We start from the raw sequence: 21,158 nt of genomic DNA, 5'->3' as shown, positions 1-21,158 counted from the left end.
CTTAATCTCCTTTTGCCCGATATGCCCGATTTCCCATGAACTGCTTGCGTACGAAGAATACCACACCCAAAACAACCACGATCACCAGCAAAGCGTAGAAACCGTATTTACGGATGACTTCGATAATTGCTTCCACATTATTACCGAATACATGGCCGAGAAAGTAAAAGGCGATGGTCCAAACCAACCCGATCGGATAAGACAGCATCGCATAACGACGGAACGTCATACCGCCAAGCCCAACCAAATAAGGTACGACATGACGGACAACCGGAAATAAGTAGCTGATGCAAAGAGCAGTAGTACCATACTTCTCCAGCAAGCCCGTTGATCGATTCACGGCGTTCCTCATTTTCTCGGTTTTGCACAGCCATTGCAATATCGGTTTCCCAAAGTACTTTCCAAGTAAAAAGCCAATCGTCAATCCGGAGGCAACCCCTAAATATCCCGCCAAAAAAGAATACCATGGGTTTAGCACGCCGATGGAGGCAAGAAATCCTCCTGTAGCAACAACCAGCTCATCAGGAATCGGCAAACCTACAATCCCCAGCCAAAGCAGGAAAAAAATCGCTACGTAGCCGTATTGCTCTATGATTGACATCAGCAGGTCGACTTCCATGAGGCAAAATCCCCTATCCTTGCCACAGTGCGGTCATTTCTTGACATACTAGCAGCTATGGCATCGCACGATATCTGACTCTATGTATTACGAATGAACCTCCAAAAAGGTACTTGTTTATTTTGCAATAGATTTACGTATTTTATCAAGCACAGATACGCCAGACGACTCTATCATGATAGATGTTTGAGCGCTTCACGTCTGGACAAACTCGCGAGTGGCGTAGCTTCTACAAATTCACGTACAGCGTCGGGATTTGTTTTCGCATACTCTCTCAACGCCCAGCCGATTGCCTTCTGAATAAAAAACTCTTTGGAATCCGCGCATCTTTCCACCAAGGAAAAGAGCAGCCGCTGATCTGTCTTGTCTTTGTATGACAACTGAAATAAAATCGCCGTTCGTTGCAGCCACATGTTCGTTCCATTCATCCAGACTGTCGTATTCGGTCCGATCAGTTCGGGATGCAAGACAAACAATTTGCCCGTTGTATGAGAAGCCAAATAATCCACGGTATCCCACCACGATTTTGTCGTGATAAGTTCGACAACGAACGGGAGATGGTCAGGGGTGAGACGCTTTTTGGACTTCTCGAGTACGTCAAGCGCTACATACTGGTACTCTCGTGCTGGCAAAGCCCACAAGGAACCAACGACCTGCTCCCAATTTTCGGGTACACCATAATCACGAAAGATTTGTTTGGTCAGTTCTTTGCGCTGTGGTGATTTGATCCCCAGAAAGGGAAAATGATTTTTCATGTACTGTTCCATTGGACCAGCCACAATCGAATCACCATGGCCACGCAACCGTTCCTCGACAGCCTTCGTATACTCGCTTGCGTTCATCTGCGTCTCCTCCACCCAACTCATCTGATATTCCGGTGGTTTAACCTGCTACTTGGACGTCCTGCTTGACGACAGCAAAAGCATTTTGCGCTTCGTCTTTGTACGGATAATACACGACAAGGGTAAAATCTCCCTCGACAAACTCACCAGTCTCCATCCATTTTTCAATGTCAAAGGTCACCTTGGCAGTCAGCGTGTGCTTGAAGTAATCTTTTTCCAATGCAGCATGTGCGGCAAAATCATCGCGGAGTCGCTCACGCTGCTCGGTTAGGACAGCAAACGTCTGCTGCATCTCTTCCTTGTCCATGACATCCTCCCACCACAGCTTGCGCGGGCGATGCTTCTGGTTGCGCAGGAAATCGAATTTCATCATGCTGAGCACATGCCCCATACCGTCCACTTGCTGGAATTGCAAAAACTTCTGCAAGCGCACGAACAAATCCTCTAATTGATGACCGATTCGGCTCCAGCCTTGATTTTCCCAATAGTCACCAAATGTCTGGAAGAAGTCAAAAGCTGTTTCGAATTGATTTGCCAACAGCCACTCCACTGTATAGTCCATCCGGTGCGCATTCCAGTACTTTTCCAGAATGTCTTCTACACGCTTGATTTTTTGCATGTCATCAAAGGAAAGGACGTTGTTCCCCAAAATTTCGTAAGGAGCCTCATCCATAAAAACATAGCCGTGATTAGCCGCACGAGCGCGAACACCGGTCCCGCGGAGCATTTTCAAAAAGCCGAGCTGGAGCTCTTCCGGGCGCAGGCCAAATACGTCGTTAAAGGTTTTGCGGAAAGACGCATAATCTTCCTCAGGCAAACCAGCGATCAAATCCAAATGCTGATCGATTTTTTTCGAATCCTTGATCTGTGTCACTGTACGCGCAAGGCGATCGAAGCGCTGAATCCGTTGAACAAGGCGGTTGGTCTCATCATTCGTGGATTGAACCCCAATTTCGAAGCGGAAAATGCCTGGTGGTGCGTTCTCGGTCAAGAAGTCGAGAACGTCCGCCCGCAAAATGTCTGCCGTGATCTCGAATTGAAAGATCGTGCCATTGTGGTTGTCGATCAAAAACTGAAAGATTTCCAACGCATATTTTTTATTGATGTTAAACGTGCGATCCACGAACTTGATCGTTTTGACGCCGTGATTGATCAAGCGCATGAGATCCTCTTTGACTCGTTCCAGACTGAAATAGCGTACGCCGTCTTCAATCGAAGACAGACAGTATTGGCATTTGAACGGACACCCACGGGATGCCTCAAAATAGACGACGCGGTTGTTCAGCTCGTCCAGATGGTCCGCGTATGGGGAAGGAATGCTGTCCATCTCTTCAACTTGCGCACGCGGCATGGAAAAACGCACGTACTCCTCTTCGCGATAAGCGATTCCAGCTACATCACGCAGGCGTGGAGGCTGATTCGTTTGCATTGATTCCTGATACACCTGCAAAAGCTCCAAGAAGGTCTGCTCCCCTTCACCAATGCAGATGACATCGATTTCAGGATGCTTCTTCATCCATTCGTCCGCATCGTAGGTCACTTCTGGTCCGCCGAGGATAATCGGAACATCCGGGCAAATCTTTTTCAACGTGCGCATGACACTGAGCGTCTCTCGAATGTTCCAGATATAACAGGAAAATGCAACGACATCGGGCTTGCGCTTGTGTATATCTGCTACTATATTTAACGTCACATCGTTGATGGTATACTCCACCAGCTCAATCGAAGGAAATGCTTCCTGGGCATAGCTTCGCAAATAACGCAAAGCGAGTGAGGAGTGAATAAACTTGGCGTTTAAGGTCGATAGTAAAATCTTCATGGATGGGCCTACTCTCCTTGCAAAATTCGGCATCAAAAAACCATCTGCAATCGATGGTTCATGGTCTGACCGATCTTTTTCCTTTCGTAACAGTACCATACGAGACTACTAACGGCAAATCGTTAACGGTTTAATTCGCGCACCACATGCCCCAGCTCTGGCACGATCAACCGATTCATCGCCAGTCGCACCGCACCTGTCGAGCCTGGCGTGGAAAAAATCATTTTCCCTTTCCGCGTTCCTGCAATCGCACGACTGAGCATCGCTGCCGAACCGATGTCTTCTGTAAAGCTCAACATCCGAAACAGCTCGCCAAACCCCGGCATTTCTTTATCAAGCAAGCCAGAAACAGCCTCAAAGGTATTGTCCCTTGGCGAAATGCCAGTACCGCCATTAAGAAGAATGACTTGAACGTCTTCATGTGCGATTCCCGCTTCGATCGCTGCAATGACCTGTACAGGCTCGTCCTTTACTATTTGATACAGGGCAACGCTGTGACCCGCTTCCGTCAAAAGCTCTTTCATTAACTGTCCGCTTTTATCTGTATCCTCTGTCCGGGTATCGGAAACGGTAATGACCATGCATGTGACTTGCTTGGGCGATAACGCCTTGTGTTCCTGCGTACTCATCCGTAATTTCCTCATTTCTTCAATATATACCTATTTCTTATGATACCATGTTCGGGTTTCCAATACCCTCGTCGTTCCGGCAACATTTTCTTCACTCCCTATACCCGAGATGCTTCGCTTTCCTATATAATGCTGATGACTGCTATTTTTTCGACAGACAAGGAGGCGTGCGCGAATGCCAGAGCGACCGTATTTTTCTTTTCATTTCCACAAACAATCGCACACACCGATCTATGTACAACTCGCTGAGCAATTAAAAACAGCGATTCTGCGTGGTGCCTTTCTTGTAGATGGACAACAATTAATATCACTGCGAGATATGAAAACAATTAGCGGCTGCTCGCTGGAGACAGTCAAAAAAGCATACGATCATCTTGCGTTGGAAGGCTGGCTGGAAGCTGTACACGGCAAAGGCTATTACTTGACGCAGCTTGCCAAAGAAGCTCGTTTGGAAAATCGCCTCCCGCTCACAGATATTCCGATCGCTTCCCTCGCTGATTCCTCCCCTCGTCCAAGCGAAGAGCTGGTGAAGCGTTTGCGTGGTGCTTTTTATGAGAGCCTGACCGTCTTGGATGAACCGTCCGCGCAAAAGAAAATCAGGCGAACACAAGCTGCCAAAGTTTTTGCCGATCACCTCGGCCGCAGAGGGCTCCCTCACTCGCCTGAGCGACTCCTGCTATTTAATAGAAGCACAAGCGGCTTCGCTTTTCTTGCGCAGCGTGTCATGAATTCACGTGATGTCGTCTATGTAGAGGAGTATAGTTATCCCGTATTTCTTCGCCTGTTGAGCCAGTGCGGGATTACCGTTCGCCCGATTCGCATGGATGAAGAAGGCGTTTGTATTCAAGCTCTCACGGAAGAGCAGGAGCATTACCCGGCGAATTGGCTTTTGATTAACCCGCATTATCACTTTCCTACCGGTATTAGCTATTCGTTGAAACGAAAGGAAGATTTGCTCGAATGGGCGCAGAGCCATAACGTCCGTCTTGTGGAAAACGACCATTATGGCGATCTCTGGTTTGAAGAACCGAGTGTTCCGCTATACCAGATGGCTGCGCAGGCAAAAAGCCCTGTGGAGGTCTACTATCTTCATTCGTTATCCAAAACATTGGCTCGCGATCTGCAATTGGGCGTGCTAATGCTTCCTTCTGATTTATCAGATGACGAGTTGGAACGCTACAGTCAGCTTGTCTCCATGACAGGAGCAGAGCCATCCTTACTCGTCGTGGAATCTGCCGTTCGACTCCTCGATGATCCGTGGTTTTATGAAGAGTTTCTGACGGATCGTCGCGCCCTGTTCCAGACCCGCTTCCTGCGACTGTGGCAGGAACGACGCCAGGCACTCCCTGAGCACGCACGAATGTACCCCATTTCAGGGGGGTTAAATACGTGGATCAAATGGGGAACGCCAACCGCAAGAGCAACCGAACAGGAAGAGAGAGTCGTCGCTATTCTGCGGGAGGAGGGTCTCGAGCTGACTGGTGGCCATGCTTTTCGCGTAGCGGATGAGCCTGCGGATATTCTGCGCTGCCCGGCTGTCCGTTTCCCGCTTGCTCCACTGGAAGAACGAGAGTTGAAACATTGGCTTCACCGATTGGGTGCTGCTCTTCTTCGGTAAGATTTCTAAGGGAAATGCCATACTAAGAGATGGATTTCCCTCTTACCTTTACACTAGACTTTAAAAAAGCCGAGGTATAACCTGCTATGATTAAAAAAATCGTAGAAAAGCTTCACCTTGATCCACCAAAAACGCTTGTTCTTGGGTTTGCCTTGATTATCTTCCTGGGAGCGCTGCTTTTGACACTCCCGGTCGCTACAGTTGATGGACTTGGTCTGCATTGGCTTGATGCTCTGTTTACGGCCACCTCTGCTACGTGTGTAACCGGCTTGGTTGTCGTCGATACCGGTACGACCTTTACGATCTTTGGTCAGCTTGTTATTTTGTCTCTCATTCAAATTGGCGGTCTCGGATTTATGACGTTCGCTACCTTCTTCGCACTGATCATGCGTAAAAAAATCTCATTGCGTGAACGACTCATCCTGCAAGAGTCGCTCAATCAGGTATCGATAGAAGGTGTCGTACGTTTAGCCAAAATGATTTTGATTTTTACTGCACTCACTGAGTTTATAGGCGGAGTGCTTCTCTCTATTCGTTTTGCCTTTGACTTTCCTCTGCAAAAAGCGATTTACTTTGGCTTTTTCCATGCGATTTCTAATTTTAATAATGCTGGGTTTGATCTGATGGGGGATTTCGCCAGCTTAACTGCTTATGTAGATGATCCGCTCGTCAATTTCGTCGTCTGTCTGATGATCATTCTAGGCGGTATTGGTTTCATTGTTGTGAGTGAGTTATACGATTATCGTCAAACCCGCCGCCTGTCTTTACATACGAAAGTGGTACTGGCAACAACTGGTCTCTTGATTACGGCAGGGACCGTGCTTATCTTCATTTTGGAGTATAACAATCCAAAAACGTTACAGCCTCTATCCATGATGGGTAAGGTGCTTGGCTCCTTTTATCAGTCGGTTACACCTCGTACGGCAGGTTCGAACACATTGAATATCGGGGATATGTATCAGTCGTCCCTCTTCCTCATTATTATTCTGATGTTCATTGGTGCGTCACCTGGTTCAACTGGAGGCGGAATCAAAACGACGACCTTTGCTACACTGGTTGGTGCTGTTATCGCCCAAATTAAAGGGAAGGAAGATGTCATCTTCTTTCGGCAACGCATTCTGCCTCACATGGTCTACAAATCGCTGACATTGACGATGATCGCCTTGTTCATTGTCCTTGTCATGACGATGGTGCTTTCCATTACAGAGACAAGTGCCCGATTCGAGATGATCCTGTTCGAGGTCACTTCTGCATTTGCTACGACTGGACTATCTATGGGGCTGACTCCAAACCTTACGCCAATCGGTAAAGCATTAATCGTTTTGACGATGTTTGCTGGTCGCTTGGGACCTCTCACGATTGCCTTTGCCCTCGCTCAACGCAAGCAAAAGGAATACTTCCGTTATCCAAAAGGGAAGATCACGATCGGATAACCGTATAAAAATGGAGAAAACCCTGCCAAATCACCGAAGGACTTTGGCAGGGTTTCGTTTTGCGTATAATTTATTGTTTTTGCCACTGTTTGGACAGCTCGTCGCGAACCAGTTGGCCCATCTCGATTGTACCAATCGCTTTGCTTCTGTCAGCCGCGATATCGCCAGTGCGATGTCCTGCTTCCAGTACGGACCAAACAGCGTTTTCCACTGCTGCTGCCGCTTCATCCATACCAAGTGAGAGACGAAGCATCATCGCTACAGACAGAATGGTTGCCAGCGGATTGGCAATGCCTTTTCCAGCAATGTCAGGGGCAGAACCATGAACCGGTTCATACAGGCCAAAGCTGCCTGCTGCCAGACTCGCCGAGGACAGCATCCCAATCGAACCAGTCAGCATCGCTGCCTGATCGCTCAAGATGTCGCCAAACATGTTTTCCGTCACGATGACGTCAAACTGCTTTGGTTCTCGCACGAGCTGCATCGCGCAGGAGTCTACCAACTGATGAGACAACTCTACATCTGGATAGTCCGCCGCTACTCGCTCGGCTACCTTGCGCCAGAGGCGGGAGCTTTCGAGGACGTTTGCCTTATCTACAGATACGAGACGCTTTTGGCGTTTGCGCGCAATGTCGAAACCGACTCGAATGATTCGCTCGACTTCCGCTTCATGATAGATGCATTGATCTTCTGCGACTTCACCGTTTGGACCGTCATAGCGTTTTTTCTCACCGAAATAAATCCCCCCGGTCAGTTCACGTACAACGATCAAGTCAACGCCAGAAACGACTTCTGGCTTGAGGGAAGAAGCATCGACCAGAGAGCTGTGCATGGTAGCTGGGCGAATGTTCGCAAACAAACCGAGCGCTTTGCGAATGCCGAGCAGCCCTGTTTCTGGACGAAGATGCCCAGGATTCTGATCCCACTTCGGTCCGCCAACGGCACCCAAGAGCACAGCATCCGCTTGCTTTGTCAGCGTTACCGTTTCTTCTGGCAATGGTGTTCCATCCGTATCGATTGCTATACCACCGATTCGGCCTTCTTCACATGTAAAAGTGACACCTTCAAGTTCCCCTACGAGTGTAAGGACTTTGACCGCTTCCTGCATGATTTCTGGTCCAATACCGTCTCCAGGAAGAACGGCGATGCGATAGTTTTTCTTCATCGTTTATCCCGCTTTTCTATACGTAATGGTTTCCGAACGCTGCTGGTTCCTATGATCCTATCCATATTTGACCTATCTTTATATCGTTGCACTGACGGGCATAGGCTCGCCACGCCGCTCCATGATCTTGTTCACTGCCCGTACATAGGCAATCGCGCTCGCTTCCAGCACATCTGTGCTCACGCCGCGGCCGGTAACGATCAGATCGCCCTGCTGCAGACGAACAAACACTTCACCCAGCGCATCTTGCCCGTGAGTAACGGAAAGGATTTTGTAATCGACGAGGGTAACTTCTTCTCCGGTAGCGCGGTCAATCGCTTTGTAGATGGAATCAACCGATCCATTTCCACATGCGGCTTCTTCGCATACCGATCCGTCGGCACGAACCAGTCGCACACTCGCTGTCGGAACGGAAATGTTGCCGTAAGCAAGCTGTACGGATTCCAGCTGGAACGCTTCTGGTCCACGAACCATCTTGGAGTCGACCAATGCGAGGATGTCGTCATCCGTGATTTCTTTTTTCTTGTCGCACAGCACTTTGAATGCTGCAAACGCCGCATTTACTTCTTCCTGCTCCAAGTGATAGCCCAGATCAACCAACTTTTCCTTGAAAGCATGGCGGCCAGAGTGCTTGCCGAGAACCAGTTTGTTTGACTTGAAGCCAACCGATTCCGGACGGATAATTTCGTACGTGGTGACTTCTTTTAACACGCCATCCTGATGAATACCGGATTCATGTGCAAAAGCATTTGCCCCCACGACTGCTTTATTCCCTGGCACGATCATTCCTGTCAAACGGCTCACCAACTGGCTGGTCCGTGCGATTTCTTTCAAATTCAGCTTGGTCGTTGCCTGGTAGTAATCCTTGCGCGTCTCCAATGCAAGCGCCACTTCTTCCAGAGCAGCATTTCCAGCACGTTCTCCGATTCCATTGATGGTGCCCTCGACCTGCGTAGCTCCACCCTCGACAGCAGCGAGACTGTTGGCGACTGCCATCCCGAGGTCATCGTGGCAATGGCAGCTCAGACGAATCAGATCAGTAGAAGGTACCCGTGTTTTTAGCTCACGGAAAATGTTTCCGTATTGATACGGCGTCATGTAGCCAACCGTATCTGGAATATTTACCGTAGTAGCCCCTGCCTTGATGACCGCCTCTACAACCTCTGCCAAAAAGTCGATCTCGGTACGCGCCGCATCCTCTGCGGAAAACTGGACTTCCGTAAAGTACTTTTTCGCATAAGTAACTGCTTCCACCGCCCGAGCAAGGACTTCTTCCTTGCTCATGTTCAGCTTGAACTGACGGTGAATCGGAGATGTTGCGAGAAAGACGTGGAGGGAAGCGTTTTGTGCGTTGCGAAGCGCTTCGTATGCCTTATCCATGTCGTCTTTTACGGCACGAGCCAGACTGACGACTGTTGCATTCTTCACCCGTTTTGCAACTTCGGCCACAGACTTTTGGTCACCTGGGGAGGCAGCAGCGAAGCCCGCCTCAATTCTGTTTACGCCCAGCTTCTCGAGTTGAAGGGCGATCTCCACCTTTTCGTTCGTGCTAATATTGACGCCCGGAGACTGCTCCCCATCGCGCAGTGTCGTATCAAAAATCTCAATGGTCCGCATGAACTTTTCACCTCCACATTTTTCCCTACATTATATATGCGTTTTTTTCACGCCTATTTATTGACCGATTTTCGCTTCTTCTTTTTTCGTATCTTTGTTGATCCAAGACATCATGCCGCGCAGTTGCTCCCCTACTACCTCAATGCCATGCTCGGATTCCAGACGGCGACGGGAAGTGAAGCCAGGACGGTTTGCTTGGTTTTCCAAGATCCAATTGCGAGCGAATGTACCGTCTTGGATTTCAGCCAATACTTTTTTCATTTCTTTGCGAGTCTCATCTGTGATGATGCGACGACCTGTGCTGTAGTCACCGTACTCAGCAGTGTCACTGATGGAGTAGCGCATACGAGCCAAGCCACCCTCGTACATCAGGTCAACGATCAGCTTCAGCTCATGCAAGCACTCGAAGTAGGCGATCTCAGGAGCATAACCTGCTTCCACCAATGTATCGAATCCTGCTTTTACCAGCTCGCTTGCGCCACCGCACAATACTGCTTGCTCACCGAACAGGTCTGTTTCTGTCTCTTCACGGAAAGAAGTTTCGATTACGCCAGCTTTTGTGCAACCGATACCGCTGGAGTAGGCAAGTGCGAGATCTTTCGCGTTGCCAGTTGCATCTTGGTAAATTGCGATCAAACCAGGTACGCCGAAGCCTTCTTGGTATACGCGGCGAACCAGGTGACCCGGGCTTTTTGGCGCTGCCATGATTACGTCTACATCCGCTGGTGGCACGATTTGCGCGTAGTGGATGTTGAAGCCGTGAGAGAAGCACAGTGCAGCACCGGATTTCAGGTTTGGAGCGATCTCATCGCGGTATACTTGTGCTTGACGCTCATCTGGCATCAGGATTTGTACTACATCAGCGCGTTTGGTTGCCTCTGCTACTGTCAAAACTTCAAAGCCGTCTTTTGCTGCTACATCCCAGGATTTCCCTGGACGCAAGCCCACAACTACTTTATAACCGCTGTCGCGCAGGTTTTGTGCTTGTGCATGACCTTGGCTACCGTAACCGATGATTGCGATTGTTTTCCCACGCAGTACCTCTTGTTTTACGTCCGCTTCATAATACATTTTTACCATTTGTATAGCCTCCCTAAAAATGTTTAGTTTGAATTTTTATTCTGAAATTTTGCATTTTAAACCGTTGCTGCGGCTGTTGCTGGAACAATACTGCGCGCCATCGCTACTGCACCTGTTCTTGTCAGTTCAATAACGCCGTAGCTTTGTAATAGTACGAGCAGCGCATCAATCTTTTCGGTGTCACCCGTGACTTGCACGATCAGTGAGCTAGGCCCCACATCGACGATCGCGGCACGGAACGGCTCGACAATTCCGTTTAACTCTGCCAGCTGGCTAGGCGATGCCGTCACTTTAATCAGTGCCAGTTCCCTTGAAACAAAAGGGTTCTCACTGAGATTCGTGACTGAGATGACATCGATCAGCTTGTGCAATTGCTTCATGAGCTGATTGATTTGGCGGTCATCTCCCCCGGTTGAAATGATCATCCGGGACAGCCCCTGTTCTTCCGTGCCTCCCACCGTAATGCTGTCGATGTTGAAGCCGCGTTGGCCGAACAGTGTCGCCACTCTGGTCAAAACGCCAGGTTGGTCGTTGACGAGTACGGAAATGGTATGTTGCTGCATCCTAATCGTCCCCCAATTCCATCTGATCTAGTGTGTTGCCTGATGCAACCATCGGATATACGTTTTCTTCCTGTGCCACGCGGAAGTCCACCACGACTGGTCCATCATGCGCAAGCGCCTCGGCCCAAACTGCTTCGGCTTCTTCCGGCGTGCTTGCTCGCAAGCCTTTTACGCCATAGGCTTCCGCCAGCTTGACAAAATCCGGGCTGCATGTCAGATCGATTTGGCTGTAGCGATTATCGTAGAAGAGCTCCTGCCATTGACGTACCATTCCCAAGCACTGGTTGTTCACAATCGCTACTTTGACCGGAATGTTGTATTGGGAGACGATTGCCAGCTCCTGGTTGGTCATCTGGAATCCGCCATCCCCAACGACGGAGATTACCGTGCGATCCGGGTGAGCGATCTGTGCGCCAATTGCTGCCGGGAAGCCAAAGCCCATCGTGCCGAGACCACCGGAAGAGATAAAGGAGCGCGGGTGCTTGAACTTATAGTATTGAGCTGTCCACATCTGGTGTTGTCCAACGTCTGTTGTGACGATCGCTTCCCCATCTGTGGAGTTGTACAAGAGTTCAATGACTGCTTGCGGCTTCAATACGTCGCCATCTTTTTTGTACTTGTACGGATATTGTTCTTGCCACTCTTTCAACTGGCTGATCCACGCTTCCGAATCACAAGCCTTTGCGAGCGGAATTGCTTTTGCCAGCGTACTCTTCACGTCGCCCGCTACTGTTACGGCAGTCTCTACGTTTTTCCCCAGCTCTGCTGGATCGATGTCGACGTGTACGATGCGGGCTTTTGGTGCGAACTCTTTCGTGCGTCCCATCGTGATCCGGTCATCAAACCGTGCTCCCAGACCAATTACACAATCCGCATTCAAGAGCGCTTGGTTCGCTGTGTAATTTCCGTGCATCCCTGGCATTGCCAGCGACAACTCGTGTGTTCCAGAAAAACCGCCCAATCCCATGAAGGTGTTGATCACAGGGATGCGTGTTTTTTCAGCAAAGTCGCGCAATTCTTTCTCTGCTTGAGCTGCAATGATTCCCCCGCCCGCCAAAATGACTGGACGTTTCGCTTCGCTAACGGCTTTTACAAACCCTTGTACTTCTTCGTCGCTTGGTACGAGGGAAGCGCGGTAGCCGCGAATCTCCACTTTATCCGGATAGGTAAATGGTGCCTTCGCATTGGCGACGTCTTTGGGAATGTCGATCAATACTGGGCCCGGGCGACCGGTTGTTGCGATGTGAAAAGCTTCCTTCACAATCCGTGGAAGATCGCGAATGTCGCGAACGAAGTAACTGTGCTTCGTAATCGGGATGGTAATTCCCGTAATATTCGCCTCTTGGAACGCGTCAGTACCAATCAGCGACTGTGCTACGTTACCCGTGATGCAGACCAGTGGAACCGAGTCCATCTGAGCAGTTGCAATCCCCGTTACGAGGTTTGTTGCTCCCGGACCGGAAGTAGCGATACAAACACCCGGTTTGCCTGTCGCTCGGGCATATCCGTCAGCAGCGTGGATAGCGCCTTGCTCGTGGCGAGTCAAAATGTGCTTGAAGTAGCTCCCGTACAGGGAGTCATAAATGGGGAGCACCGCACCGCCTGGATAGCCGAAAATGTATTCGACCTGCTCCAGGATTAAACAGCGCAGCAGCGTTTCTGCTCCTGACACTTCTTCCCCGAACTGAATCGGTGGAATGCCGTTCTTTTTCTGCAATTCGGCCATTTCAACACTCATTGACCTCTCCTCCTCCCAATTCTCAACAGGTATTGAAAATAACTATAGACACATAGAAAAACCCTTTCGCCCCGACACGGTTTTATTTCCATGTCTTTTGGGGCGAAAGGGTTCGCGGTACCACCCAACTTTATCGGCGCCTCACGGTCAGCCGATCTCAGCCAGTCACAGCAAATGTGGACTGTAACACGTTAACGGGTGTTAAGCGGTTTGGCCTACTACCTGCAAAGCAAGTTTCAGCTAAACGGCTCGGAGGTGAGCAATGCGACGTACCCTATACCCGTTTCTCAGCATCAGGGCTCTCTGTAAAAGGGGTAACGTGCACCATCCTCGTCTTGGCCTACTATTAAAACAATATTTTCAATATTGTTGTTGTCAGAATAAAGTGTTACGTCTGATTATAGCTAGGCACCTAGGGGGTGTCAACGAAAACAAAAAGATTTTACTGGACTTTCGTCCGAACGAATGCTCAGTAGGAAATGGCTTTACAGCGCGGTTTTTGCGTGAAAGCGGATACAAAAAACGGTCAAAGCCGTTTTGTTGACCGCAAGCGTTCGCGTATCCTTTTATGAAAAACGGCGAGACGTTTTTCACTGGAAACAGGAAAACTTGTCCGGTTTTTCGCAACGGAAAAAGGACAGCATTGCCGTCCTCTCCCGCTTTTTCAGTTCCGTTTTAGTGCGGGGATTTCAATCCCTCTATCAAAATCGCTGCGACTTCCGGACGTGTAAATTCCGGAGGTGGCGTGATTCCGTTTCTCAACATTTCCCTCACTTTTGTTCCCGATAAGGTCATATGAGATTCTTTGTCATGCGGGCACGTCTTGGTCGTTGCCATCCCTTGGCATGCCTTGCAGTAAAAGCTGTGCTCAAAAAAGAGTAGCTGGATACCGAGCTCACCTGGCGCAAACTCGGAAAAGATGTGTTGTGCATCATACGTGCCGTAGTAATCGCCTACCCCTGCGTGATCGCGGCCGACGATAAAGTGTGTACAACCGTAATTTTTCCGTACCAATGCGTGGAAGACCGCCTCACGCGGACCCGCATATCGCATAGCAGCCGGAAAAGCACCGAGCAGTACACGGTTGCGCGGATAGTAATTTTCCAGAAGGGCGAGATAGCTTTTCATTCGTACTTGTGCAGGAACATCGTCTGATTTCGTTTCCCCCATCAATGGGTTGAGAAAAAGGCCATCGACAATCTCCAATGCCGCCTTTTGAATATATTCATGCGCCCGGTGAACTGGATTGCGCGTTTGGAAACCAACCACCGTTTTCCAGCCATTTTCTCGAAATCTTTCTCTCGTTTCTGCCGGCGTCAAATAAAAATCGGAGAAGCGCTCAGGCTGTGGCTTTTGCAGTATTTCTACAGGCCCACCTACGTATAGATTTGACTTTTCAAACAGCTTTTTCACACCGGGGTGAGCGAGATCCAGCGTGCGAAAAACGAGCTCGGCCTCACGCATTTTATCGGGCACAAAGCAGCTTTTCACCTGCAAAATCGCATAGTCCACGCCATCTTCCCCACGTAACAGAATACTGTCACCAGGGACAACATCGTTGTGCTCATCTGCATCGATAGCCAATGTCACTGGCAATGGCCACACCGTTCCATTGGCGAGACGCATCGTTTCCACGACAGTGTGGTAATCCGCCTCTTCCATGAATCCAGTCAGCGGCGAAAATGCTCCGATAGCAAGACATTCGATGTCCGACAGGGTCCATTTGTCCACGATAATGGCTTTTTTGATCCCGTGCGGCAAGATCATTTGCTTCACGTCTTTCCCTCCTGCGCTGTTCATTTATGCAGACCGCATTCGGTCTTTTCGAAGCCAGCCCACCGTCCGGATCGAGAATCTTGGCCAGGCATGACAGCGCGCGTGCATACTCGACAGCCAATGCTTGGATAGTTCCTGTCGTGCAATGGGTTGTAAGGGACATCATGTGCATGGATATATTCCCACACCTGGGCCTCCGTCCAATCTGCTAGCGGATTGAATTTAACCAGGTTGAATTTTTCGTCCCACTCCACTTTTTTGGTATTCACTCGGGTAGGTGATTGCTCGCGGCGAATGCCTGTAATCCACGCCTGATAGTTGGACAGGACGCGCTTTAACGGCTCTACCTTCCGAATCTCGCAACAAAGATTCGGTTCTCTCTCCCACAGTTTGTCACCGTGTTTTTCTGCCTGCTCGGTTAGCGTCAGTTGTGGCTGCACTTGAATAAATGTCGTGCCGTATCTGGCTTGCAGCTTGTCACGCGTATCATACGTTTCAGCAAAATGAATGTTGGTATCGAGGTAAAATACAGGAATGGTGGGAGCCAATTTGTGCAGCATGTCGATTAAAACGACATCTTCAGCGCCAAAGCTGGCAGCTAGGATTAGACTGGCTGCATAATTATCGACGGCGTTCACAAGCACGTCCTGCGGCGCCTGCTCTTCCAGTCGGCTTGCCCATTCCTGTATTTCCTCATCCGCCATTTTTTGGCGATTGCTCATCAGCGAAGCTCCTCTCTTGCTAGGATTCACCCACCATCATATGCCTAGTGACTGGAAGTGGCGCATCGTCCACCTATATCCAACTCGCCCAAACCAAATGATCATGACCGTTTGGTTGAGGCGCTTTTCACAGAAAAAAAGCCGCCAGACAAGGGTCTGACAGCTTTCTGCTGCTTTATTTTTCATCTTTTTCGTTTACAGCCGGGGCGAATATAAACGAAGGGCCGATTTGTTGCGTCTTTTTAGTATCGGCTACTGGAACCGTTTGAACAGTCGGTATCGCGTATGAACCAGGGCTTACGAAGGAAGGCGGCACCGAGTAAGAATCATCCTTGTCTTTGGCAAACGCTCCTGGCACGAACAACGCTGAACAAACTACTGCTGTTACACCCATCATCATCCATTTTTGTTTTCTCATCTATGTTTCTCTCCCTATCCAATGTTTTCCTGTAACGCTTTTTATTGTATGGCATTGGGGAGTCTGCTTGACACGGACGAAAGATTGTTTTTTTGTCAGACTTGAGGCTTACATCCGTTTCGTTCCAAAGAAAAAGCATCCTGTACGGATGCTTCAGCCCATTAGTTTTCTTCTTTTTCGTTTACAATTGGAGCGAAAGTAAACGCATTTCCTGCTGATTGCGCGCCTTCTGCCGCATCTGTTTTCTGGACTACCGGAGCCGAGGACGGACCAGGCGCGAAGATAGACGGCGTCACGGAATATGAGTCATCCTTGTCTTTGGCAAACGCCCCTGGCACGAACATCGCTGAACAAACAACTGCTGTAATTCCCATCATCATCCACTTTTGTTTTCTCATTTTGGTCTCTCTCCCTATCCAATGTTTTCCTTTGATGTCTTTATTTTAAGGGGTCAGCCAGGCTGTTCAACACGGACGAGAGGTTGTTTTTTGCTCAGACCTTGGGCGGATTCTGCTTTAGGACCAGAGCCCAGTTCTATAAGCGGAGATCGCTTTTATTCTTACACATCGATCGTTGTTCTTGTATGCTTATACAGCTCTTCAATCGTTTGCCCTTTTGCTCGGGCAAGTACCTCCATGCGCACGCTTAGTTGCTTTTTCGCAAACTGCTGCAAATCAGCGACCTTCACTCCGAACGCACTCACCCCTTGTGGGTCATCCATCCAGTCGTACAGATGACTTGCCATTGGGGCTAGCTCATCCATCTTTTTGGCAATGACATCGTAAATATGGGGATGCTCACAGATCAATCGCTGCAGCAGGAATGTTCCGTAGCTGATGTGCCGCGATTCATCTGTCTTCAAATACCCAATTCCTTGCATTAAACCAGGCATGAGCCCTGTTTTGCTGAGTGCTTCGTAAAACGCAAAGTAGCCTGTCTCTGCAAGCACGCCTTCCACAAACATGTTGTAGACAGTAGAAGCTTCTGCGATGGCTTCGGGGGATTTATCCGTCAGCAGACGATTGAGTGCATTCGGCAAGATCTCATGGAAAATTCGCTTGTACCTATCATCGTGAAAATGATGCAAGTCTCCTGACTCGCCGATGTTGTCTAGAACCAATCGAAAAAACTCCGTATGCTTGGCCTCTTCAAAGAGGAAGGTCGTCAAATACATTTCTTCCTCCAATCGCCCTTCCTCTGCAATGACCATGATCAAAGGCAAAAGATCGAGGGTGACTGCCTCTTCCCCACCAAGAAAACCAGCAATTCGCCCCAAAGTTTCTTCCTTCTGTTCCGGATTCATATTCGCGTAATCTTCGCGGTCTTGCGTAAAATCAATGTCCTGCGGGTTCCAAATGCCGTATCTCTTCGCTTTTTGATACAACTGGTACGGCAGTAGCTCCTGATTCAATCCTTTTTGGCTGGTCGAAACAAAACCATTCCTCATCCCCATCCAACCTTTCTTTTTTCTCATACGCCTTCTATTCCGAGCGAATGAAAGAAGTCATAAAATTGTAAATTTATACCAATCCGGTTCTTTACGCTCCGATCAGCGGTTTGATAAAATGAAGGCGCTATAGGTTGATTATAGGTCAGGCTGAACGATCGTTCATATCCCCAAAAATCAGGGGGTGCTCATCACTCAAATGGAGGTGGCAATCACTCCATGGTCAGTCCAGAGCTGAACATGTACATCGATCGAATCGAAGAAACGACATTTTACGAGGAGAAACTGGTGCTTGCTGTACGTGGCTTTGTAGATCTCTTTCCTTTCATGGGGGCCATTCTGTGCAATTACTCGACGCTCAGTCAAATGGGTGAGGGACTATGGTCGATCCTTGACCAAGAGTTATGCTCCATCCGCGATATACGGGTGGACATGAGCAACATGCCCCTCATTCAGCATGCGATCCGTGAACAGAAGGCCGTCTTGCTAGATTCTGAGGCGATTCGTCAGTTCCCGCCCAATTTAGTTTACGGCGCCCCCTATGCGCTCATTCTCCCCATCAGCTATGGGCCTAACGTACTCGGCTACGCCGGTATTTCCTGGCATCAGGACGGTTGTTCTGGCATCAACCATCAATTGGTGCAATCTTTGAGCACGTACTGTATGATGCTGGGCAAAGTATTGGCAACCGACTCCCTTCGCCCTAAAACCGTCAAGCTCTCACGCCGAGAAGTCGAAGTCATGCAGCGGATGTCATGGGGCGAAAGCGTTAGGGAGATGGCGGACTGGATGGGAATTAGTGAGTTTACCGTGCAGGATTACATCAAGTCCGCCTTAAAAAAGCTCGGTGTGCAAAATCGCGCACAAGGTGTGGCAGACGCTATTCGCCAGCGAATCATTTGTTGAATAGAAATAGAAAAAACAACCGAATGTGATCGCGGTTGTTTTTTCTTTGACTCAAACAAAAAAAGCCGACCTTGCCCTCAAACGGGAAGATCGGCTCTTCTATAAAAAAATTAAGCGTTCAGTTTGCTTTTTGCAACTGTTGCCAGTTCGTTGAACGCAGCTTTGTCGTTAACAGCCAAGTCAGCCAGCATTTTGCGGTTAACTTCGATGCCAGCAACTTTCAGGCCGTGCATCAAACGGCTGTAGGACAGACCGTTCATGCGAGCTTGTGCGTTGATACGAGTGATCCACAGTTTGCGGAAATCACGTTTCTTTTGACGACGGTCACGGTATGCATACAGCAGGGATTTCATTACCTGCGCATTAGCGGATTTAAACAGGCGATGTTTGGAACCGAAGTATCCTTTCGCCAGCTTCAGGATTTTCTTATGACGACGGCGTGTAACAATGCCACCTTTTACTCTTGGCATACTAAACTCCTCCTGGTCTTTCCAGCATGGCGGCCTACTACTAGGCGCTTAGGGAGCTCATGCTGCGTAATGGTGTGTAATAAAGAAAAACTTACAGGTAAGTGAGCATTTGCTCCATACGTTTTTGATCGCCTTTGGAAACGAGTGCAGCTTTGCGCAGGTGGCGCTTAGCTTTCGTCGATTTGTTAGCGAACAAGTGGCTACCAAACGCGCGGTCGCGCTTCAATTGGCCGCTTCCAGTCTTTTTGAAACGTTTCGCAGCGGCCTTGTTGGTTTTCATTTTAGGCATCTGAAAAATCCTCCTGTCTAAACTACTATCTTACTGCTTTTCCGCTTTCGGAGCCAGAATCATGATCATGCTGCGGCCCTCGATCTTCGGCTTGCGCTCAGGCGTAGCGAGATCTTCACACTGGGCAGCTACACGTTCCATAACGCCTAGTCCAATTTCGGAGTGGGTGATTTCACGTCCACGGAAACGGATCGTACACTTCACCTTGTGCTGATCCTCCAAGAACTTGCGGACGTTGCGAAGCTTTGTTTGAAAATCGTGTTCCTCGATGTTAGAAGAAAAACGCACTTCTTTCAGCTCGATGATCTTCTGGTTTTTACGCGCTTCTTTTTCCTTTTTCGCCTGCTCGTATTTGAACTTTCCATAGTCCATGATACGGCATACAGGCGGCTTGGCTGTAGGAGCAACGTTTACCAGATCCAATTCAGCTTCCTGGGCAATGCGCAATGCTTCCCTAAAAGGTACGACTCCCAATTGGCTCCCGTCAGCACCGATTAAACGGACTTCACGGGCACGGATCGCTTCGTTAATTAACATTTGATCCTTGCTAATACTTGCCACCCCCGTCAATTTCGAGAAGGAACAAAAATGTGCGAACGCATTCTGCGCCCGCACATATCTCACCTAAGCAATTTCATCAGATCCGAGGATCTTTGCGTAAGAGTTACCTGTCAACAGTCGTATACGACGTCGACCCAGGTGAGAAGCTGGGCGCCTCTGCTTGTTCTCGAAGTATGAAGTGTTTATACACGCAATTTATATTACTAGGTAGCTTGGGTTTTGTCAAGGCTCATACCTAATTATCCCCCGATATGGGACATTTCGACCTTTTCACGCTTGGCGAGACCAGGCGTTTCACTTAGTCGTTCCTCCGAGTAGCGCACGTCACGACGCTCCCAGATCGCACGTACCAGCTCGCGAATCTCCTCATCCGTGCGTCCATCGCGGACTGGCTCGCGCAAATCATCTCCAGATGACGCGAAGAGACAGTTGTACAATTTCCCTTCTGCCGACAGGCGAGCTCGCGTACAAGTGGAGCAAAAAGCTTGGGTCACTGATGAAATCAATCCTATCTCCTGGTCCGATCCCTCATAGCGATAGCGAGAAGCCACCTCTCCGTAGTAGTTCGCTTCAGTCGCCACCAACGGCATCTCTTCATGGATCATGCGCACAATTTCACGGGAAGGTACGACTTGATCCAGTCGCCAACCATTACTGTTTCCCACATCCATGAATTCAATAAATCGCAGGGTATGCCCTTGCTCACGGAAGTACCGTGCCATCGGCAAAATATCTTGATCATTGACTCCGCGCTGTACTACCATGTTAATCTTAACCAGCAGCCCGGCATCTGCTGCAACACGAATCCCTTCCAGCACGGCATCGACCTGATAGCCTCTTCCATTCAACATCCCAAAACGCTCATTATCCAAGCTGTCCAGGCTGACCGTGACCCGATCCAGACCTGCTTCTTTTAGTGCATGAGCATGGCGGGACAAGAGAGAACCGTTGGTCGTCATCGCAATATCTTGAACGCCTTCCACTTCACGTATCATTCGAATCAATTCAGGCAAATTTCTGCGCATCAATGGCTCTCCGCCGGTAATACGGATTTTCCCGACCCCAAGCGAAGTAAAGATCTGGGTCAAACGGGTGATCTCCTCAAAGGTCAGCAACTTGCTTTGCGGCAAAAACTCAAAATCCGGTCCAAAAATTTCGGCAGGCATGCAATAACGGCAACGAAAATTACATTTATCGGTGACAGATATTCGTAAATCTCGGAGAGGACGGTTCCGTAAATCAAGCACTTTATCTGGCATAGGTGTTCACTCTCCTTTTTATCTATATATGGCAACTTTTTCTCTTCATCATTACTATAATATCGTATTTCGACTTAGTACCAGTCTATTATCATAAATCGAAATAGCCAAATTTTCAAACGCAAACCGCACATTTTGTCATAAATGGGACCACTTTGCAAAAAAAAGAGTACGAATACCTCCCGAC

21 protein-coding genes are annotated in these 21,158 nt (G+C 49.0%); 3 read left to right on the top strand and 18 right to left on the bottom strand.

The genetic code is table 11. The features are described from left to right. Nucleotide 1: 1 nt before the first annotated feature. From HP568_RS14145 to HP568_RS14130, 4 genes are all read right to left on the bottom strand, one after another. The gene (locus HP568_RS14145) at nucleotides 2-619 is read right to left on the bottom strand and encodes a DedA family protein (RefSeq protein WP_048031937.1); all 618 of its coding nucleotides are present in this window, start codon (nucleotides 617-619) and stop codon (nucleotides 2-4) included. A 173-nt stretch (nucleotides 620-792) separates the two neighbouring features. After that, nucleotides 793-1,461 carry a DNA alkylation repair protein gene (locus tag HP568_RS14140; RefSeq protein ID WP_254551224.1) on the bottom strand — a complete coding sequence of 223 codons (669 nt, stop codon included), beginning with the start codon at nucleotides 1,459-1,461 and terminating at the stop codon, nucleotides 793-795. Nucleotides 1,462-1,501: 40 nt separating this feature from the next. Further along, entirely contained in the window at nucleotides 1,502-3,280 is a 1,779-nt protein-coding gene (locus tag HP568_RS14135) for a B12-binding domain-containing radical SAM protein (protein WP_048031935.1), read from the bottom strand. Nucleotides 3,281-3,402: 122 nt separating this feature from the next. Further along, nucleotides 3,403-3,909, bottom strand: a complete 507-nt coding sequence (locus HP568_RS14130) for a MogA/MoaB family molybdenum cofactor biosynthesis protein (protein ID WP_048031934.1) — start codon at nucleotides 3,907-3,909, stop codon at nucleotides 3,403-3,405. 175 nt (nucleotides 3,910-4,084) lie between these two features. Between HP568_RS14130 and HP568_RS14125 the strand changes: the two genes are divergently transcribed. Both HP568_RS14125 and HP568_RS14120 read left to right on the top strand, forming a co-directional pair. Next, nucleotides 4,085-5,527: an aminotransferase-like domain-containing protein gene (locus tag HP568_RS14125; RefSeq protein WP_173629404.1), complete on the top strand. Its 1,443-nt coding sequence runs from the start codon at nucleotides 4,085-4,087 to the stop codon at nucleotides 5,525-5,527. 86 nt (nucleotides 5,528-5,613) lie between these two features. Beyond that, nucleotides 5,614-6,960, top strand: a complete 1,347-nt coding sequence (locus HP568_RS14120) for a TrkH family potassium uptake protein (RefSeq protein WP_048031932.1) — start codon at nucleotides 5,614-5,616, stop codon at nucleotides 6,958-6,960. Nucleotides 6,961-7,030: 70 nt separating this feature from the next. Here HP568_RS14120 and leuB read toward each other — a convergent pair whose 3' ends face one another. The 10 genes from leuB to HP568_RS14070 form a co-directional block, all read right to left on the bottom strand. Beyond that, nucleotides 7,031-8,125 carry a 3-isopropylmalate dehydrogenase gene (gene leuB, locus HP568_RS14115; protein ID WP_048031931.1) on the bottom strand — a complete coding sequence of 365 codons (1,095 nt, stop codon included), beginning with the start codon at nucleotides 8,123-8,125 and terminating at the stop codon, nucleotides 7,031-7,033. 78 nt (nucleotides 8,126-8,203) lie between these two features. Continuing rightward, nucleotides 8,204-9,742 (bottom strand): 2-isopropylmalate synthase, encoded by a 1,539-nt coding sequence (locus HP568_RS14110; protein WP_048031930.1) that lies wholly within the window; start codon nucleotides 9,740-9,742, stop codon nucleotides 8,204-8,206. A 57-nt stretch (nucleotides 9,743-9,799) separates the two neighbouring features. After that, the gene (gene ilvC / locus HP568_RS14105) at nucleotides 9,800-10,822 is read right to left on the bottom strand and encodes a ketol-acid reductoisomerase (RefSeq protein WP_007728552.1); all 1,023 of its coding nucleotides are present in this window, start codon (nucleotides 10,820-10,822) and stop codon (nucleotides 9,800-9,802) included. A gap of 56 nt (nucleotides 10,823-10,878) precedes the next feature. Then, nucleotides 10,879-11,385, bottom strand: coding sequence for an acetolactate synthase small subunit (ilvN, locus tag HP568_RS14100; protein WP_048031929.1), 507 nt, complete (start codon nucleotides 11,383-11,385; stop codon nucleotides 10,879-10,881). Nucleotide 11,386: 1 nt separating this feature from the next. Beyond that, nucleotides 11,387-13,123, bottom strand: coding sequence for a biosynthetic-type acetolactate synthase large subunit (ilvB, locus tag HP568_RS14095; RefSeq protein ID WP_048031928.1), 1,737 nt, complete (start codon nucleotides 13,121-13,123; stop codon nucleotides 11,387-11,389). Between the two features lie 675 nt (nucleotides 13,124-13,798). Next, on the bottom strand, nucleotides 13,799-14,923 hold the full coding sequence (gene sat, locus HP568_RS14090) for a sulfate adenylyltransferase (RefSeq protein WP_173629403.1): 1,125 nt from the start codon (nucleotides 14,921-14,923) through the stop codon (nucleotides 13,799-13,801). Continuing rightward, nucleotides 14,920-15,621, bottom strand: a complete 702-nt coding sequence (locus HP568_RS14085) for a phosphoadenylyl-sulfate reductase (protein ID WP_173629402.1) — start codon at nucleotides 15,619-15,621, stop codon at nucleotides 14,920-14,922. Before HP568_RS14085 ends, sat begins: the two co-directional genes overlap by 4 nt. Before the next feature lie 175 nt (nucleotides 15,622-15,796). After that, nucleotides 15,797-16,039 (bottom strand): hypothetical protein, encoded by a 243-nt coding sequence (locus tag HP568_RS14080; protein ID WP_048031925.1) that lies wholly within the window; start codon nucleotides 16,037-16,039, stop codon nucleotides 15,797-15,799. A 161-nt stretch (nucleotides 16,040-16,200) separates the two neighbouring features. Then, nucleotides 16,201-16,437 carry a hypothetical protein gene (locus tag HP568_RS14075; protein ID WP_173629401.1) on the bottom strand — a complete coding sequence of 79 codons (237 nt, stop codon included), beginning with the start codon at nucleotides 16,435-16,437 and terminating at the stop codon, nucleotides 16,201-16,203. Nucleotides 16,438-16,598: 161 nt separating this feature from the next. Further along, nucleotides 16,599-17,513, bottom strand: a complete 915-nt coding sequence (locus HP568_RS14070; protein ID WP_256434931.1) for a R2-like ligand-binding oxidase — start codon at nucleotides 17,511-17,513, stop codon at nucleotides 16,599-16,601. Between the two features lie 192 nt (nucleotides 17,514-17,705). On the opposite strand from HP568_RS14070, the gene HP568_RS14065 reads away from it, so the two are divergent. Then, complete coding sequence (locus tag HP568_RS14065) at nucleotides 17,706-18,392, top strand: LuxR C-terminal-related transcriptional regulator (protein ID WP_173629399.1); 687 nt, start codon at nucleotides 17,706-17,708, stop codon at nucleotides 18,390-18,392. Nucleotides 18,393-18,502: 110 nt separating this feature from the next. Here HP568_RS14065 and rplT read toward each other — a convergent pair whose 3' ends face one another. The 4 genes from rplT to moaA form a co-directional block, all read right to left on the bottom strand. Continuing rightward, complete coding sequence (gene rplT / locus HP568_RS14060) at nucleotides 18,503-18,862, bottom strand: 50S ribosomal protein L20 (protein WP_007728568.1); 360 nt, start codon at nucleotides 18,860-18,862, stop codon at nucleotides 18,503-18,505. A 91-nt stretch (nucleotides 18,863-18,953) separates the two neighbouring features. Continuing rightward, a complete protein-coding gene (gene rpmI / locus HP568_RS14055) occupies nucleotides 18,954-19,151 on the bottom strand; it encodes a 50S ribosomal protein L35 (RefSeq protein ID WP_092276061.1) in 198 nt (65 codons plus the stop codon). Between the two features lie 30 nt (nucleotides 19,152-19,181). Further along, nucleotides 19,182-19,688: a translation initiation factor IF-3 gene (gene infC, locus HP568_RS14050; protein ID WP_035984450.1), complete on the bottom strand. Its 507-nt coding sequence runs from the start codon at nucleotides 19,686-19,688 to the stop codon at nucleotides 19,182-19,184. A gap of 263 nt (nucleotides 19,689-19,951) precedes the next feature. After that, the gene (moaA, locus tag HP568_RS14045; protein ID WP_173629398.1) at nucleotides 19,952-20,971 is read right to left on the bottom strand and encodes a GTP 3',8-cyclase MoaA; all 1,020 of its coding nucleotides are present in this window, start codon (nucleotides 20,969-20,971) and stop codon (nucleotides 19,952-19,954) included. Between the last annotated feature and the right edge of the window lie 187 nt (nucleotides 20,972-21,158).

It is taken from the genome of Brevibacillus sp. MS2.2, from assembly GCF_013284345.1.
GTDB lineage: Bacteria > Bacillota > Bacilli > Brevibacillales > Brevibacillaceae > Brevibacillus > Brevibacillus brevis_C.
Note: the sequence above shows the minus strand (reverse complement) of the source record. Positions and strands in the feature narration are given on the sequence as shown.